The 15,859-nt window shown below is 72.7% G+C and carries 19 protein-coding genes; 8 read left to right on the forward strand and 11 right to left on the reverse strand.

Annotated features, from left to right (window positions below; genetic code table 11):
- Nucleotides 1–150 precede the first annotated feature (150 nt).
- On the forward strand, nucleotides 151–1,056 hold the full coding sequence (gene sigJ, locus ACWCSU_RS06740) for an RNA polymerase sigma factor SigJ (protein ID WP_357698390.1): 906 nt from the start codon (nucleotides 151–153) through the stop codon (nucleotides 1,054–1,056).
- A 57-nt stretch (nucleotides 1,057–1,113) separates the two neighbouring features.
- On the opposite strand, the gene ACWCSU_RS06745 is transcribed toward sigJ, so the two are convergent.
- Complete coding sequence (locus ACWCSU_RS06745; protein ID WP_449934048.1) at nucleotides 1,114–1,572, reverse strand: T6SS immunity protein Tdi1 domain-containing protein; 459 nt, start codon at nucleotides 1,570–1,572, stop codon at nucleotides 1,114–1,116.
- A gap of 160 nt (nucleotides 1,573–1,732) precedes the next feature.
- Here ACWCSU_RS06745 and ACWCSU_RS06750 point away from each other — a divergent pair, with 160 nt between their 5' ends.
- Nucleotides 1,733–2,140, forward strand: coding sequence for a YciI family protein (locus tag ACWCSU_RS06750; RefSeq protein WP_357698388.1), 408 nt, complete (start codon nucleotides 1,733–1,735; stop codon nucleotides 2,138–2,140).
- Nucleotides 2,137–3,282: an RNA polymerase sigma factor gene (locus ACWCSU_RS06755; RefSeq protein ID WP_449934051.1), complete on the forward strand. Its 1,146-nt coding sequence runs from the start codon at nucleotides 2,137–2,139 to the stop codon at nucleotides 3,280–3,282. Before ACWCSU_RS06750 ends, ACWCSU_RS06755 begins: the two co-directional genes overlap by 4 nt.
- A gap of 56 nt (nucleotides 3,283–3,338) precedes the next feature.
- Here ACWCSU_RS06755 and ACWCSU_RS06760 read toward each other — a convergent pair whose 3' ends face one another.
- The 4 genes from ACWCSU_RS06760 to ACWCSU_RS06775 all read right to left on the reverse strand — a co-directional run bounded on the left by ACWCSU_RS06760 (nucleotide 3,339) and on the right by ACWCSU_RS06775 (nucleotide 5,984).
- Nucleotides 3,339–4,091, reverse strand: coding sequence for a TSUP family transporter (locus tag ACWCSU_RS06760; protein ID WP_449934053.1), 753 nt, complete (start codon nucleotides 4,089–4,091; stop codon nucleotides 3,339–3,341).
- A 1-nt stretch (nucleotide 4,092) separates the two neighbouring features.
- Complete coding sequence (locus tag ACWCSU_RS06765; RefSeq protein WP_449934055.1) at nucleotides 4,093–4,863, reverse strand: cation transporter; 771 nt, start codon at nucleotides 4,861–4,863, stop codon at nucleotides 4,093–4,095.
- Complete coding sequence (locus tag ACWCSU_RS06770; protein WP_449934057.1) at nucleotides 4,860–5,234, reverse strand: ArsR/SmtB family transcription factor; 375 nt, start codon at nucleotides 5,232–5,234, stop codon at nucleotides 4,860–4,862. The genes ACWCSU_RS06765 and ACWCSU_RS06770 overlap by 4 nt, the downstream gene beginning before the upstream one ends.
- Before the next feature lie 75 nt (nucleotides 5,235–5,309).
- On the reverse strand, nucleotides 5,310–5,984 hold the full coding sequence (locus ACWCSU_RS06775; protein WP_449934059.1) for a thermonuclease family protein: 675 nt from the start codon (nucleotides 5,982–5,984) through the stop codon (nucleotides 5,310–5,312).
- Nucleotides 5,985–6,290: 306 nt separating this feature from the next.
- Between ACWCSU_RS06775 and ACWCSU_RS06780 the strand changes: the two genes are divergently transcribed.
- On the forward strand, nucleotides 6,291–7,247 hold the full coding sequence (locus tag ACWCSU_RS06780; protein ID WP_449934061.1) for an ankyrin repeat domain-containing protein: 957 nt from the start codon (nucleotides 6,291–6,293) through the stop codon (nucleotides 7,245–7,247).
- A 40-nt stretch (nucleotides 7,248–7,287) separates the two neighbouring features.
- Here ACWCSU_RS06780 and ACWCSU_RS06785 read toward each other — a convergent pair whose 3' ends face one another.
- Nucleotides 7,288–8,373 (reverse strand): ROK family protein, encoded by a 1,086-nt coding sequence (locus tag ACWCSU_RS06785; RefSeq protein ID WP_449934063.1) that lies wholly within the window; start codon nucleotides 8,371–8,373, stop codon nucleotides 7,288–7,290.
- Nucleotides 8,370–9,143: an N-acetylmannosamine-6-phosphate 2-epimerase gene (locus tag ACWCSU_RS06790; RefSeq protein WP_449934065.1), complete on the reverse strand. Its 774-nt coding sequence runs from the start codon at nucleotides 9,141–9,143 to the stop codon at nucleotides 8,370–8,372. Before ACWCSU_RS06790 ends, ACWCSU_RS06785 begins: the two co-directional genes overlap by 4 nt.
- A 116-nt stretch (nucleotides 9,144–9,259) precedes the next feature.
- On the opposite strand from ACWCSU_RS06790, the gene ACWCSU_RS06795 reads away from it, so the two are divergent.
- Nucleotides 9,260–9,955: a GntR family transcriptional regulator gene (locus tag ACWCSU_RS06795; RefSeq protein ID WP_449934067.1), complete on the forward strand. Its 696-nt coding sequence runs from the start codon at nucleotides 9,260–9,262 to the stop codon at nucleotides 9,953–9,955.
- A gap of 4 nt (nucleotides 9,956–9,959) precedes the next feature.
- Nucleotides 9,960–10,124, forward strand: a complete 165-nt coding sequence (locus ACWCSU_RS06800) for a PLDc N-terminal domain-containing protein (protein ID WP_449934069.1) — start codon at nucleotides 9,960–9,962, stop codon at nucleotides 10,122–10,124.
- A 25-nt stretch (nucleotides 10,125–10,149) separates the two neighbouring features.
- On the opposite strand, the gene ACWCSU_RS06805 is transcribed toward ACWCSU_RS06800, so the two are convergent.
- From ACWCSU_RS06805 to ACWCSU_RS06815, 3 genes are all read right to left on the reverse strand, one after another.
- Nucleotides 10,150–10,314 carry a hypothetical protein gene (locus tag ACWCSU_RS06805; protein WP_449934071.1) on the reverse strand — a complete coding sequence of 55 codons (165 nt, stop codon included), beginning with the start codon at nucleotides 10,312–10,314 and terminating at the stop codon, nucleotides 10,150–10,152.
- Between the two features lie 88 nt (nucleotides 10,315–10,402).
- Nucleotides 10,403–11,380, reverse strand: a complete 978-nt coding sequence (locus tag ACWCSU_RS06810; RefSeq protein WP_357698365.1) for an aldo/keto reductase — start codon at nucleotides 11,378–11,380, stop codon at nucleotides 10,403–10,405.
- Between the two features lie 86 nt (nucleotides 11,381–11,466).
- On the reverse strand, nucleotides 11,467–13,389 hold the full coding sequence (locus tag ACWCSU_RS06815; RefSeq protein WP_449934073.1) for a hypothetical protein: 1,923 nt from the start codon (nucleotides 13,387–13,389) through the stop codon (nucleotides 11,467–11,469).
- Between the two features lie 123 nt (nucleotides 13,390–13,512).
- On the opposite strand from ACWCSU_RS06815, the gene ACWCSU_RS06820 reads away from it, so the two are divergent.
- Nucleotides 13,513–13,980: a GNAT family N-acetyltransferase gene (locus tag ACWCSU_RS06820; RefSeq protein WP_364090458.1), complete on the forward strand. Its 468-nt coding sequence runs from the start codon at nucleotides 13,513–13,515 to the stop codon at nucleotides 13,978–13,980.
- Nucleotides 13,981–14,042: 62 nt separating this feature from the next.
- On the opposite strand, the gene ACWCSU_RS06825 is transcribed toward ACWCSU_RS06820, so the two are convergent.
- The gene (locus ACWCSU_RS06825) at nucleotides 14,043–14,333 is read right to left on the reverse strand and encodes a hypothetical protein (RefSeq protein ID WP_357698359.1); all 291 of its coding nucleotides are present in this window, start codon (nucleotides 14,331–14,333) and stop codon (nucleotides 14,043–14,045) included.
- 214 nt (nucleotides 14,334–14,547) lie between these two features.
- Here ACWCSU_RS06825 and ACWCSU_RS06830 point away from each other — a divergent pair, with 214 nt between their 5' ends.
- Nucleotides 14,548–15,858 carry an MFS transporter gene (locus ACWCSU_RS06830; RefSeq protein ID WP_449934076.1) on the forward strand — a complete coding sequence of 437 codons (1,311 nt, stop codon included), beginning with the start codon at nucleotides 14,548–14,550 and terminating at the stop codon, nucleotides 15,856–15,858.
- Nucleotide 15,859 lies beyond the last annotated feature (1 nt).

Consider the following 15,859-nt stretch of genomic DNA (forward strand, 5'->3'; position numbering starts at 1 on the left):
TGTGCTTCCTGTTCGCTGGATGATGGGTGGGTTCTCAGCGGTTCGACAACGCAGCCCTGAGAAATGTGAGGACGATACGTCGCCTCACATTTCGGCTCGCCGTCTTGTCGAACGGGTGAGTACAACCACGACACAGGGAGCGAAGGCGCCATGACCACCCGATCCGAGCCGGAGCCGAGCCTGGACGCGATCATGAGCGAGCGGCGTCACCTGACCAACCTCGCCTACCGGCTGCTGGGCTCGCTGGCCGAGGCCGAGGACGCCGTCCAGGAGACCTACACCCGCTGGTACGCCATGTCCCGGGAGGAACAGGACGCCATCAGGTCGCCCGGCGCCTGGCTGACGACGGTCGCCAGTCGCGTCTGCCTCAACGTGCTCGGCTCGGCACGAGCCCGGCGGGAGACCTACGTGGGCGAGTGGATCCCCGAGCCGCTCCCCGACGGCGCCGTCACCGACCCCGCCGACCGGGTCACCCTGGACGAGTCGGTCAGCCTGGCCTTCATGGTCGTGCTGGAGTCGATGACCCCGGCCGAACGGGTCGCGTTCGTCCTGCACGACGTCTTCTGCCACTCCTTCGCCGAAGTGGCCGAGATCGTCGGCCGTTCCCCGGCGGCGTGCCGCCAGCTTGCCTCCTCGGCCCGTCGCCGTGTCCGGGCCTCGCGGCCTTCACTGACGACCCCGGCCGCCCGGTCCGCCGGCGTCGTCAGGGACTTCAAGCAGGCATGGGAGGCCAAGGACATCGACGCGCTGATCGGCCTGCTCGACCCGGACGCCAAGGCGATCGCCGACGGCGGCGGCCTGGCCGTCACCTTCCCGCATCCCATCGAAGGCGGCGAGCAGATCGCCCGCGCCTGGGTCGAGATCGCCCGCCTGCGGCCCGACGACATGACGTTCCTCGAATGCGCGGTCAACGGCCAGCCCGGCCTGGTGGCCCGGCAGGACGGCGTCGTCGTGACGGTGTTCGCGTTCGAGGTCGCGGACGACCGGATCAAGAACATCTGGGTGGTCCGCAACCCCGACAAACTCCGTCGCTGGACGACGACCGGCATCGCCTGAGGAGGCGTTCCGAGCGGTCGGCGCGGCCCCTGGTGGCGAGCCCTGCCGCCGGCGGGCTCAGCTCGTCGTGATCTCGCTGACGGGCGAGCCGGGAGGCAGGGCGCGTACCTGCTCGTGGATCTGGCCGGCGATGTTGAGCCCGACCACGAAGTCGATCACTCCCAGGTTGTCCACGTCCACCTCGCCTCCGAGAACCGGCGGGCGCGTGAAGTCGTACACCTGCCCGGCGGCCGGAGTCAGACCTCGCTGCTCGGCCGCCTGTGCGAGGCTCGCCAGCAGATAGTGCTCCCGGCCGTCGACGGTGCTCAGCTCCGCCAGCAGCGCGTCGGCGTCCTCCCAGGATCGGGTGAGGCTGCCCTGCATCGCGTCGAGCCACCAGAAGCCGTCCGCCGCCTGGAGGATGACGTCCCCGAACAGGGACGCGAGCACCGGCACCTTGCCCTCCAGCCCGATCCAGCGCCAGGACTCCAAGCCCTGCTCGAACTGTTCCGGCGTGAAGTCCTTCGTCAATTCCATCCCGATATCAAACCGTATGTCCGTTACGAGCGGGACCGCCGGCGGACAGGAGGTCCGCTGAAAATTTCTTTGCGGCGGGATGTCGAGAACCGGGGTCCGGCTCCGTCCCAGCAGCGGAACACGGGCCACACTGGACCGTACAGCTCGAAGGAGAACGCTGATGGCCAAGTACCTGCTGCTCAAGCACTACCGGGGCGCGCCGGCGTCGGTCAACGACGCGCCGATGGACCAGTGGACGCCGGAGGAGGTCTCGGCGCACCTGCAGTACATGCGCGACTTCGCCGCCCGGCTGGAGGAGACCGGCGAGTTCGTCGACAGTCAGGCGCTCTCCCCGGAGGGCACGTTCGTCCGCTATGACGGCGAGGGACGGCCGCCGGTCACCGACGGCCCGTTCGCCGAGACCAAGGACCTGATCGCCGGCTGGATGGTGATCGACGTCGAGAGCCACGAGCGGGCGGTGGAGCTGGCCGGCGAGCTGTCGGCGGCGCCGGGGGCGGGGGGGAAGCCGATCCACGAGTGGCTCGAACTGCGCCCGTTCCTGGTCGAGCGTCCCTCGGTGATCGAGTGAACGAGTCGCTGCTGCGGGAGCTGGTGCCCGCGGTGATCGGTGTCCTCGTCCGTCGCGGAGCGGACTTCGCGTCGGCCGAGGACGCCGTGCAGGAGGCCCTGGCCGAGGCCGTACGCGTCTGGCCGGACGACCCGCCCCACGACCCCAAGGGCTGGCTGGTCACCGTCGGCTGGCGCAAGTTCCTCGACGTCGCCCGCGCCGACGCCTCGCGACGGCAGCGCGAGACCCGCGTCGAGAGCGAGCCCCCGCCCGGCCCGGCCGAGGCGGTGGACGACACGCTCCAGCTGTACTTCCTGTGCGCGCACCCGTCCCTGACGCCGGCCTCGGCCGTCGCGCTCACGCTGCGCGCGGTCGGCGGCCTGACCACGCGCCAGATCGCGCAGGCCTACCTCGTGCCCGAGGCGACCATGGCCCAGCGGATCAGCCGGGCCAAGCGCATGGTCTCGGGCGTGCGGTTCAACCAGCCCGGCGACGTCGCCACCGTCCTGCGCGTGCTGTACCTGGTCTTCAACGAGGGCTACTCCGGTGACGTCGACCTCGCAGGCGAGGCGATCCGGCTCACCCGCAGGCTCGCGGCGCGGATCAAGCATGAGGAGGTCGCGGGCCTGCTCGCGCTCATGCTGCTGCACCACGCCCGGCGTCCGGCGCGCACCGCGCCCGACGGACGGCTGGTGCCCCTCGCCGAGCAGGACCGCGCCCTGTGGAACACCCGCCTGATCGCCGAGGGCGTCGACGTGCTCCAGGCGGCCCTCGCCCGCGATCGGCTGGGCGAGTTCCAGGCCCAGGCCGCCATCGCCGCGCTGCACGCCGACGCCCCGACGGCCGAGGAGACCGACTGGGTGCAGATCGTCGAGTGGTACGACGAGCTGGTGCGCCTGACCGGCAACCCCGTGGCCCGCCTCAACCGGGCCGTCGCCGTCGGCGAGGCCGACGGTCCGCGCGCCGGTCTGGCCGCCCTGGCGGACCTCGACCCCGCCCTGCCCAGGTACGCCGCCGTCGCGGCGTACCTGCACGAGCGCGACGGCGACCCGGTCACCGCGGCCCGGCTCTACGCCGAGGCCGCCCGGTCGGTGCCCAGCCTTGCCGAACGCGACCACCTCACCCGCCAGGCCGCCCGGCTCAACGCCCGATCGCGCGGCTGAGCCCCTGGGGCCGACGGCGTGATCCCGTCGAGTCACCGGGGGTACCGAGGCCGGCCTCAACCTCCGGTGATGACGAGCACCAGCCCGGAGGCGATCAGCCCCGCCTCGACCGCCACCACGAAGGCCCCGGCGGGCAACCGCTCGACGATCTTCTTGCCCGCCCACGCGCCGGCCGCGCTCGCCGGCGCCAGGGCCAGCCCGGTGGCGGCGCCGGTCGTGGTGAGCACGGCGGCCGCGCCGAAGACGATCAGCTTGGTCAGGTGCATCACCACGGCGGCCGCGGCCTCGGTGCCGATGTACGCGCCGCGCAACAGACCCCGGGCCAGGAAGAACGGGGCGACCATCGGCCCCATGGAGCCGACCAGCGCCGATCCGAACCCGGACGCGGCTCCCACGGCCGCGAACGCCGCGTCGTCCAGCCGGACGCCATGCGGCCGCCGGCGTCGCCAGACCACCATGACCAGCAGGAACACCCCGATGACGCGGGTCAGCGCGGCCAGCGGGGCGGCGGCGAACACCAGCGCCCCGGCCACGGCGGCGGGGACCGCGCCGGCCGCGAAGACGCCCACCAGACGCCGGTCCACCTCGGCCCGGTTGAACCACACCCGGCTGCCGTTGCCGGCCAGCTGCGTGACGGTCAGCACCGCGACCGCGTCCCGGGTGCCCAGGACCGCGACGAACACCGGCAGCAGCAGCACCCCGCCGCCGAACCCGGCCACGGCCGACAGCACCGCGGTGGCGAACGTCGCGGCCACCATGACGGCCATGACCAGGACCGTGTTCACGATGATCAACGCGGTGGGGGCCATGTCACTCTCCGGACGACGAGCAGCAGGGACATTCGGGAGCGCAACCGCCACAGCCGTCGCCCCGCCCCTCGGCGCCGCTGACGGCCGCCGGAACAGACGTCGCCGGCGCCGAGCCGGCCGGAACAGAGGCCGCCGGGGCCGAGCCCGCCGGGACGGCGCAGCAGGTGTCGCCGCGCCACGCCTCGCGGCCTTCCTTGACCGCGACGGCCGCGATCACCAGCGCGGCGATCGGGTCGGCCCAGGACCAGCCGAAGGCGCTGTTGAGCGCCAGGCCCACCAGCAGCACGCCGGACAGGTACGTGCACAGCAGCGTCTGCTTGGAGTCGGCCACCGCCGAGGCGGAGCCGAGCTCGCGGCCCGCGCGGCGCTGCGCGTGGGACAGGAACGGCATGACCACCAGCGACAGGGCGGCCAGCACCAGGCCCGGGGTGGAGTGCTCGGCCTCCCCGGCCCCGAGCAGGGCGCGGACGGCGTCGACGGTGACGTAGGCGGCCAGCGCGAAGAAGGAGATCGCGATGACCCGCAAGGCGGCCCTCTCGCGGCGCTCGTGGTCGGCGGCGGAGAACTGCCAGGCCACCGCGGCGGCCGAGGCGACCTCCACCACCGAGTCGAGCCCGAACCCGATCAGCGCGGCGGAGGAGGCCACGGTCCCGGCGGTGATGGCCACCACCGCTTCGATCACGTTGTAGGTGATGGTCGCCGCGACCAGCAGCCGGATGCGACGCCGCAGGACCGTCCGCCGCGCCGTGGCGGCGAGGTCGAGGGAGCTCACGACACCGCCTCCCCCGCAGCCTGTCCGGTGCGAAGGGAGACGGCGTGGCCGGTGGCGGCCAGCAGTTGCTCGGCGGAGGCGAGCAGGTCCATCAGCTCGGGCCGGGTCAGCGAGTAGAACGACTGGCGGCCTTCGGCGCGGTAGTCGATCAGGTCGCAGCCGCGCAGGCAGGCCAGGTGCTTGGACACCGTGGACTGGGCCAGCCCGAGCTCGGTGGTCAGATCCACCACACGGGCCTCGCCACGGGCCAGGCGCTGGACGATGCGCAGCCGGGTCTCGTCGGCCAGGGAGTGGAAGAGCGCGGCCGCGGGGGAGATGCCGGCGGCGATGTCGGTGCTGACACACCGGCCACCCTCAGAATCAATCGCCATATGGCGATGTTAACCCGAATCCGTGATGTGTTGGCAGGCCGGTCCGTGCACCCGCCTTGCCGCCCGGCCATGCGGTCACCGTTCGCAGACGACTCCGTCGCCGTCGCGGTCCTGGTACCAGGCGTACTCGGGGTCGACGCCCCGGCGGTACGGGCCGTAGCCGGCGGCGTTCGCCTCGGCGCAGGTGCGGAAGCGCGGGTCGGTCCCGGCGGGCGGAGCCGTCGGGGTGGGGGACGGGGTGGGGGTGGAGCTGGTGGTGTCGCACCTGCCGGACCAGATCCGCAGCTTGTCCGCCTTGGCCTTCGCCTGTTCGGCGCGGAAGAGGGTCGTGTACTTGTCGGCCGGCTTGGACGGGACGGCCTTGCCGTAGCCGTAGCGGATCAGGTTGCGGTTGAAGTGCACGCCCTTGGCGCTCCAGACGTGGAGGGGCAGCCGGCCGATGCGGTCGGTCCTGCCGGTGAGCAGGCGGGCCGTCGTCCCGGGTGGCAGGAGGGTCGCCGTGCGGGCGGTCGCCGCCTTGGACCAGCACCGGCCGCGCTCCGGCGTGTCCACCCCCAGCAGCTGTACGCGGACCTTCGTGGTGCCGCGCATGACGTCGACGGTGTCGCCGTCCATGATCTTGACGACCCGGACGGCGACAGTGCCTCCGGGGATCCCGGCCGCCTGGGCCGGAGCGCTCAGGGTGAGGGTGAGGGGTAACAGGGCGGCCGCGGTGGTGACGATCCTGGCCGTGCTCGGGCTCGTACGCATGAGGTGACTCCAGGGGCGGAAGGTCCGGACGGGAGGAGACGCGCCCGTGGAGACAGGGGTGTACCGCCGAAAGGGAAGGATTGTGTCACTCCTGGTCGGGGTGCGGCGACGCTGCGCTTAGGGTTTGTCTGGTCGCCGGGCCCTCGGGTGCGGCCGTTGTCCATGTTCAGAGGCTTGCGAGCGCTCGCCGGTCCGCCCGCGCGGCGGGTGCGCGTACGTGGCGGGCGGGGCCGCCGAGGCTTGTCCGGTGTCGAACCGGCGATATGCTCGCACTGGTGTTCGATAAGCTGCCTCTGGGGGAGTGTCGTGGTTGTCACCAAGGAAGCCGGATGGGTGGGCCTGAGCTGGGATGACTGGTCCGATCTCGGCGAGATCCGCGCCCGGCTCGACTCCGGCGCCGACCCGCATGCCGACCTGTGGCACGAAGGGCCGCCGCTGCACCTCGCGGCCGAGTACGGCTCGCCCGACGTGGTCGCCGAGCTGGCCCGCCGCGTCGGCGACGTGGACACCCCGTACGAGGGGCGCAGCGCTCTCTGGCGTGCCGTGTTCGCCCACCGCAGGGACAACGCGCTCGCCCTGGTCGCCGCCGGGGCCGATCCTTGGCGGCCGATGACGGGCGGCTGGTCGCCCGGCCGGCTCAGCCTGGCCGGCCCCAACCCCGGGCTGTTCTTCCCCTTCCCGCGCGACAAGCCCTCGCTGTCGGAGGCGGAGAACGCGGCCGTCGTGGAGGCCGAGCGGCTGATCGAGGCCCTGGGCGACTTCGAGTACGAAGGGCTGGGGCTGGTGTGCGTCGCGGGCGTCACCGCGGCGGAGGCCGCGCGGCGGCTGGGTGCGACGGTGGCCGAAGGGGCCGGGATCGACGGGGTCCTCGACGGGCCTTACCCGGGGGAGAGGGCCGGTCTCGTGGGCGCCACCGACGTGCCGGGCGGGTGCGTGGTCAGCCAGCGCCGGGGGCACGAGGTGACGAGCGCCGACGTGATCGACCGCCTGTCGGCCGGGACCGTCTGCTACGCGATGTTCGCCGATCCGAAGAGCGGCAACCTGGGGTACGGCTCGCGGCACGGGGTCGTCGAGGAGCGGGACGCGTACCCGGGCGGCGGCCTGGTGTCGCCGGACAGCTCGTCGGACGAGGTGCTGACCGCCTTCCTGTACCAGGGGGAGGCTGTGGCGTACTGCTGCGCGTACGCGGGGCTCCGACTCACCGACGCCCGCCCCGTCCTGGGCCCTCCCGACATCTGGCTCCACCTCCCACCCCACGACTGAGACCTCCTGCGCACGCCGCTGTCGGCGAGCCGGTGGGCGGTCAGGGCATGGCGGCCGAGGCGGCGCCCAGGACGGCTCCGTGCGGGCCCAGGGTGGAGAGCCGGATGGGGACGGAGCCGAGGCCGCGCGGCGCGTACCGGCGGACGGTCTCGACCAGTGGGACGGTCAGGAGGTCGCCGAGGCCGGTGACGCCGCCGCCCAGGACGATCACGTCAGGGTCGAGGAAAGTGGCGGCGGAGGCGATCGATCTGCCGAGGATGAGGGCGGCCTCGCGGATCACCTCGCGGGCCAGGGGGTCGGTGGCGTCCCGCTGACCGGTCGTCTCGGGCGAGCCTGGTAGGTCGGTGGAACCGGAGAAGGTCCGTGCGGCGTGCCCCGGGGGCGCGGGGATGAGCAGGGATTCGAGGTTGGTGGCTGTGCCGCCGCGGGTGCGGTAGGTGGACAGGATCGCCGGGCCCGACGCGTACGCCTCCAGGTGGCCGGTCGCGCCGCAGGGGCACAGGCGGTCGGTGTCCGCACCCGGGGGGAGGACGGCCGGGGTGTGGCCGAGGGAGCCCGTCATGCCGTTGCGGCCACGTAGCAGTTCGCCGTCACGTACGAGGGCGCCGCCGATGCCGGTGCCGATCGTGAGGACCAGGGCCAGGCGGCTGCCCTTGGCCGCGCCGTGACGGGCCTCGCCGAGCGCCCAGGCGTGGACGTCGTTGAGCACCGTGACCGGCAGGCCGAGCCGGTCGGTGAAGGCGGTGGCCAGGTCGGTGCCCCGCCAGCCGGGCAGGGCGTCGGTGGCGTGCGTGACCACGCCCTTGTCGTCGATCGTCCCCGCGCTGCCGACTCCGCAGGCGATGACCTTCATGCCGGCGGCACGGGCCTGGGCGAGGCGGTCCGCGGCCAGGTCCAGCGCGGCGGCCAGCACCGCCGTCGCGCCGCCTTCGGCAGGCGTCGGAACGCGGGCGGGGAGGTGGATCTCCGCTTCGGCGGAGGCCGGGGGCGAGGTGGGGAGGTGGGGTTCTGTCTTGGGGGAGGTCGGGATGAGGGCGGCGGCGGTCTTGGTGCCGCCGATGTCGATGCCGAGCACGACCGGGGTGCCGTCCGTGGGGCGTTGTGCAGCGGGGGCGGATGGGGTCACCGGGGGCCTCCCTTGGGGGTGGACGCGGTGAGGTGGCGGGTGATGGCCAGGGGGTCGGTGATGGCGGCGCCGATCACGACCGACCATGCGCCGCGGGCGAACGCCTCCGCCACGTGGACGTCCGTACGCAGCCGGCCTTCGGCGACCGTACGGACCCCGAGGGCGGCGAGCTCGCCGACCAGGTCGAGATCGGGCTCGTGCACGAGCCCCGCCCCAGGCGCGGAACCGGCCCTGAGGGTGGGGGAGAAACCGGGGGCGGTGGCGGCGGCTCTCGGGTGGGGGGAAGGGGCGGGGGTGGTGTACGGGGTGTAGCCGGAGAGCGTGGTGGAGATCAGGGAGGCGCCTCGGTTCCAGGCTCGCAGGCCCTCCTCCGCGGTCGACACGTCGGCCATGACGGGCACTCCCAACTCCTCTCGTACCCGTTCGACCAGGGCCGCCAGGTCACCGGCCGCCGGTTCGGCCTCGGCCGTCACCTCCAGGGCGACCATGTCGGCGCCGGCCCGCACCAGGTCCTCGCACAGAGCGAAGGACGGCGTGATCAGCGGACGGGCATGAGGGCGGGGGACCTTGGCGAGTCCGATGAGGGGCAGGTGTGTGACGGCCTTGACCGCCCGGACGTCCTCCGCGCCGTTCACCCGCAGCCCGGCCGCGCCGCCCAGTTCGGCGCAGCGGGCCAGCAGCGCGATGGTGCGCGGGTCGCGGAGGGGGTGGCCCTCGGGGGCCTGGCAGCTCACGACCAGGCCGCCTTCGATCGCGGTCACCACATCCATCTGGTACAGCCCAATCTGTCGATCTGAGAGGAAAAACAAGACGCAGTTGCTCGATTGGTATAGCCCAATTACGATCAGAGCGTCAAGAGGCGCACCCCGACCGAGGACGGCCACCCGTGACGAAGATCGGCCAGCTCACAGACCATCTGCTCACGCTCATCGAGACCGAGCTGAAGCCGGGCGAACGGCTGCCCGCCGAACGCGATCTCGCCGAGGAGTTCGGGGTCAGCAGGCTGACCGTGCGGCGGGCGGTCGACCGGCTGGAGACCGACCAGCGGGTCTACCGGGTCCAGGGAGCGGGGACGTTCGTCGCCCACCGGAGCATCGCCAAGACGATCGAGCTGACGTCGTTCAGCGAGGACATGCGGGGGCGCGGGCTGGAGCCGGGGTCGCGGCTGCTGGAGGCGGCCGAGGTGCCCGCGGGCGCGCGGGTGGGGCAGGCGCTCGGCGTCAGCCCGGCGGACGCGGTCGTGCGGCTGTGCCGGGTGCGTACGGCCAACGGTTCGCCGATGTGTCTGGAGCGCGCGCACGTTCCGGCCGCGGTGGTGCCCGGCCTGCTCGACCGGCCGCTCGGCGGGTCGCTGTACGAGGTGCTGGCGGGGGCGTACCGGATCAGGCTGGAGCGGGCCGAGCAGTCGATCAGGGCCACGGTGCTGGAGCCCGAGGAGGCGGAGCTGCTGGAGGCGGCGCCGCTGTCGCCGGCGCTGCTGGTCGAACGGGTGGCCTACGACCAGCGGGGAAGGGCTGTGGAGGCGGCCAAGTCGATCTACCGGGGCGACCGCTACTCCTACGAGATCGCGATCCGCCGGTGAGGGCATGGCGGAGCTGGTGCTCACCGGGGCCGCCGCCGCGGACCTGCGGCGCCGGCCGCAGCGGGAGATCCGCGGCTGGAAGGGCGTCTGGTGGCTGGGCATCTTCGTGCAGCCGTTCGGCCCCATCGCCTACCTGACGTACGGCAGGCGGAAGGGTCACGGGAGCTGACGGAAGCCGCCGTATCCGTTGGGGCTCATCCGCGGGTGTCCACCCAGACGCTCACGGTCGTGTGCGCCGTGATCCCGGTGCAGGAGGTCTGCCCGGCCGGCACCCACGGGCCCACGATCGGGATCAGGCCGACCTCGGGCCGGCCCGTGGCCGGCGCGGCGCAGCCGGCGGTCCGTCTTCTCGCGTTCATGCGGGGCTCCTCGGAGGTGTGCGCGCGGCGAGGATTGCTTAGGAAAGTTTCCTAAACATTAGGCCCGGAAAGCCGCACCGTCAACGGGTCACCACCGATCGTGGACCTGCGGCCGGATGAGCTCGTCGTAGACCGACCGCACGGCGTCCAGCGTCTCTCCGGGAAGCGGGCCGAGGTCGGCGGCGGAGGCGTTCGAACGCGCCTGGCCGGGGTTGCGCGCGCCGGGGATGACGACCGAGACGCCGGGCTGGTCGAGGATCCAGCGCAGCGCGAACCGGGCCATGGACGCGCCCTCGGGCACCAGCCCGGCCAGCCTGCGCACCGCCTCCAGCCCGGTGCCGAAGTCCACGCCGGAGAAGGTCTCGCCGACGTCGAACGACTCGCCGCGCCGGTTGTAGGTGCGGTGGTCGTCGGGGGCGAACACGGTGTGCTCGTCGTAGCGGCCCGACAGCAGGCCGCTGGCCAGCGGGACACGCGCGATGACGCCCACCCCGGCCGCGCGGGCGGCGGGCAGGACCCGCTCCAGCGGCTTGAGCCGGAAGGCGTTGAGGATGATCTGCACGGTGGCCACGCCCGGCCTGGCGATGGCGGTCAGCGCCTCCTCGCAGGTCTCCACGCTGACGCCGTACGCCGCGATCCTCTGCTCGGCGACCAGCGTGTCCAGGGCGTCGAAGACCGCGTCGGAGGAGTACACCGGGGTGGGCGGGCAGTGGAGCTGGACCAGGTCGAGGGTGTCCACGCCGAGGTTGCGCCGGGAGCGCTCGTTCCAGGCGCGGAAGTTGTCCAGCACGTAGTTGGACGGGACCTGCGCCACCCTGCGGCCCATCTTGGTGGCCACGGTGAGCCCGGGATGTGCCTTGGCGAAGCGGCCGACGATCTGCTCGCTGCGGCCGTCGCCGTAGACGTCGGCGGTGTCGACGAAGGTGACGCCCGCCTCCACGGCCGCCTCCAGGGTGGCGAACGCCTCGTCCTCGCTCACCTCGCCCCAGTCGGCGCCGAGCTGCCACGCGCCGAGGCCCACGACGCCGACCTGGCGTCCCGTACGTCCGAGTGTGCGATGTTCCATGCTGTTTGTCCGTTCGTCTGGTTGCTGCGACCAGTGTCCCGGACGGTGAGGTCCGGGCGCGCCGCGGGGGCGCGCCCGGCTCGCCTTCAGCGGGGCCGGTAGCTGCAGCGCACGCCCGTGTGCACGGTGGCCCGCAGCTCCTCGCCCAGCGCCTGGTCGGCGGAGGAGACGCGGGAGATCGCCCGCCTGATCGCCTTCCCGACGGCGATCCGCGCACGTTCCTCCGTGCCCGTGAACGGCCGCGCCCGCCCGCCGATCCCGGTCGCCGCCGACAGCTCGGCCACCAGCCACTCGCGCTCCAGCCGCAGCGCGGCGGCCCGCTCGATGTCGTTCATCGCCTCCAGTTCGTCGATCTCCTCCTGCAACTCGCTCAGCCGCTGCCGGTAGGTCTCCCTGGCCAGGTCGTCCAGCACCGGCTGCGCCGAGGCGGGCTCGCTCTCCTGCGCCGGCGCGCCCGCGGCCAGGTCGGCGGCGAGGATCTCCCGCCCCGGATTGGCGATCAGGGTCGCCAGGTGACCCATGCCGACGCTGTGCTCGACCACCACCAGCCGCCCCCCGTGCTCGACCTGCCAGTGCCGTCCGTGCCTGCGCAGCCGGAACGCCCCGTGCGCCCCGGTCGCCCGGCCGACCACGGCGGGCAGCACCATGCCGAGGTCCCTGGCCTCCTGCGCGGCGGTGCTCTGGGCGGCCCGCGCCGTCCTGTCCTGCGGCCCGTCGCGCAGCGCGAGCGCCTGGCCGAGCCGCCAGCGCGACAGCGTCGCGGCGGGCCAGTGGCCGAGCGCGAGATCGGCCCGTACGGCCTCCGCCAGGTGCCCGGCGGCCCGGTCCACGTCGCCGGTCGTGAGCGCGGCCATGCCGAGGCTGTGCTGCACCGAGCCGAGGCAGAGCACGCCCAGGCTGGCCACCACCGGCAGAGCGGCGAACGGCAGCAGCAGCGCGTACGCCTCGGCGGCGACGGCGGCGTCCTGGAGCAGGTGGGCGGTCTCGACGACGCAGTACATCGAGAACAGCCACGTGCTCGACCTCGGCAGGTCGGCCAGGTCCCGGCCGCGCAGCCGGGCCAGGTGGCCGGCCGCCGCCCTGCGGTCGCCCGAGGTGGCCGCGGACAGCGCGAGGCCCGCCAGGTAGGAGTTGTCGACCGGGCTGAGCGTGGGCGAGCTGACCAGGTCGGCCAGCACCGGCAGCAGCTCGGCCGTGCGGCCCTGGTACCAGCGGATGGCGGCGATCTGGCCGCCGTACCAGCCGGTGGCGTCCATGTCGCCGGCCTTGAGGCCACGCTCGAAGCAGTCGCCGGCCATCTTCTCCGCCTGGTCGAACAGGCCCGCCCTGATGGCCAGCATCACCCTGATCACGTCCGTCACGAACCCGACCGCCAGGTGGTCGTGCTCGGCCAGCAGGCCCTGCAACTCCTCCAGGCAGCGTCCGGCGTGCGGATCGGCGGCCAGGTAGAGGTCGACCGTCCGCCACAGCAGGCCCATCAGCAGGTCGCCCCTGCGCCCGGTGACCGCCGCCTGGCCGATCAGCTCCCTGGCCAGCTCCAGCCGCGCCGACCCGTGCTCCGGGCCGAGCAGGCAGTGGTGGGCCAGGCTCAGCGCCTCGGCCAGCGCCGCCGGCTCGCCCGCGCTTCTGGCACGCTCGACCAGCCGCAGGATCTCCTCGTGTTCGCCCGCGCTGTAGTCCTCCTCCCCGCTCATCCTGATCCGCAGCCGCAGCGCCAGCGGCGAGTACGGGTCGACCAGCGACAACGCGTGCCGCTGGCGCGCCCGCACCATCTCCGACTCCGCGCACGTGCGGTGCTCCTGCACCCACACCCCGCCCAGGCCGACCGCGGCCCTGGCCAGGGCGGGCACGTCGCCGCACGACTCGGCCTGCCGGTAGGCCGAGTCGAACCAGCGCCTGGCGGTCTGCAGATCCCCGTTCACGTACAAAGCGCGCTCACCGAGCACGAGCGCGAGCCTGATGTCCGGACACGAGGGCAGGCGAACCCTCAGCTCCTCTAAAACGCCCACGGTTTCCGTCCCCATTCGGTCATCCGGGCTGAGCTTCCAGACGGTCCCCCGAATACCGTTCTGCTGTAACGACGTGCGGGGGCGGTGGACGGTTCAACCGAATGCGCTGGTTACCCTGTGCGCATGATTCGCCCCGCCACCCCAGAAGACGTCCCGGCCGTCGTGAGCATGATCCGTGAGCTGGCTGCGTACGAGAACGCCGTCCACGAGGTCCGCGTGACCGAGGACATGCTGCGCGACTCGCTGTTCGGCGAGCGGCCCGCCGCGTTCGCCCACATGGCGGAGGAGAACGGCGAGCCCGTCGGCTTCACGATCTGGTTCCTGACCTACTCCACCTGGCGCGGCGTGCACGGCATCTACATGGAGGACCTGTACGTGCGCCCCGAGCACCGGGGCGGCGGCCACGGCCGCGCGCTGATGGCGGAGCTGGCGAGGATCTGCGCCGAACGCGGCTACCAGCGCCTGGAGTGGTCGGTGCTCGACTGGAACGAGCCGTCCATCGCCTTCTACGACAAGCTCGGCGCCGTGCGGCAGGACGAGTGGCTGAAGTACCGGCTGACCGACGAGCCGCTGGAACGGCTGTCGCGCTGAGCCCGCCGGCGGCCAGGCGTGCCGCGCAGGTCGCCCCCCGGCATGACCTGCGCGGCCTCCCGTCACACGCCGACGTGCGACCTGGACCGCTGGCCCTGGGTGCTGTCGAACATCTCGGTGCCCTGCTCTTCGAGGTCCTTGTGGGTCTCCTCGATCCGCAGCGCGACGCCCATCGCGAAGAACGTGGGCGCCCACTCGCCGATGAAGATCCCCCACCGGTCGGCGCGGTCGAGGCCCGCGCCCTCGTTGTTCTTGGAGATCATCCAGGAACAGAAGGACAGGCCGATGGACGCCAGCCCCGCGGCGTACATGTGGCCTGACTTGATCCCCATCTGGTGCAGCTTCTTGATCATTATTCCCCCCTTTGCCATGAGTGCTGTTACCCCGGGGAAGACCGCGTAACCAGCGAGAACTGCGTTCATGTCCGGCATGTTTCGCAGGTGACGGTTGTGCGCGCCTTGTTACAGCGGTGAATCACCTGTAACCGGCACACCGCCGGCGGCTGCCGGAACGCGTAACGCGCCCTTCCTACCGTGGTGCTCCCGACGCCGAGCGGAGGAGAGAGTGATGGCGCGCTGGATCACCGAGTGGCACCCCGACGACCCGGCCTTCTGGGAGCGGACCGGCAGGCACGTCGCCCGGCGCAACCTGGTCTTCTCCATCGTGGCCGAGCACCTCGGGTTCACCGTCTGGACCCTGTGGAGCGTCGTGGCCACCAGGATGGGCGCCTACGACTTCTCCACCGACCAGCTCTTCTGGCTCGTCGCGCTGCCGAACCTGGTCGGGTCGGCGCTGCGGGTGCCCTACACGTTCGGGCCCGGCCGGTTCGGCGGGCGCGACTTCACCGTGGCCGGCGCGGTGCTGCTGCTGGTCCCGGCCGTGCTGCTCGGGGTGGCGGTGAACGATCCCGGGACGCCGTACTGGCTGTTCCTGGTGATCGCGGCGCTGGCGGGGGTGGGCGGCGGCAACTTCGCCTCCAGCATGGCCAACATCACCTACTTCTACCCGCGCGGCCGGCAGGGGCTGGCGCTCGGGCTGAACGCGGCGGGCGGCAACATCGGGGTCAGCTCGGTGCAGCTCGTCGTGCCGCTGGTGATCGGCTCGCTGGGACTGGCCGCCGCCGGGTGGTTCTGGATCCCGTTCATCGTGGTGGCCGCGGCCTGCGCGTGGTTCTTCATGGACAACCTGGCCGGCGCCAGGGCCGAGCCGCGCGAGCAGCTCGCGGTGGCAGGACGGGCGCAGACCTGGATCATGTCCTTCCTGTACGTCGGCACGTTCGGGTCGTTCATCGGCTACTCGACGGCGTTCCCGCTGCTGAGCAAGAGCCTGTTCCCCGATGCGCCGTACGCGGCGGTGGCGTTCGCCGGGCCGTTGCTCGGCTCGCTGGTCAGGCCGGTGGGCGGCTGGCTGGCCGACCGGCTCGGCGGCGCGCCGGTGACGCAGTGGAACTTCGCGGCCATGGGCGCCGGGGTGCTGCTGGTGTGGCTCGCCGGCGCCTCCGGCGGCTTCTGGCTGTTCTTCCTGGCCTTCCAGCTGCTGTTTCTCACCGCGGGCATCGGCAACGGCTCGACGTACCGGATGATCCCGGCGATCTTCCAGGCCAAGGCGGTCGCCGAGCGCGGCACCGGCGAGGAGGCCCTGCTGCACGGCAGACGTCAGGCCGCGGCGGCGATCGGCATCATCTCGGCGGTCGGCGCGCTCGGCGGGTTCCTCGTCAACCGGGCCTTCGGGATGGCCTACGCCTCGGCCGGCACCCCCGCACCGGCGTTCCTGGCCTTCGCCGCCTTCTACGCCGCCTGCCTGGCGCTGACCTGGTGGTGCTACACGCGCACCGTCGGCGTCAAGGTCGTCGCCAACCTCGCTCACGCCCAGGTCTGAC

The organism is Nonomuraea sp. NPDC001699, assembly GCF_053596455.1.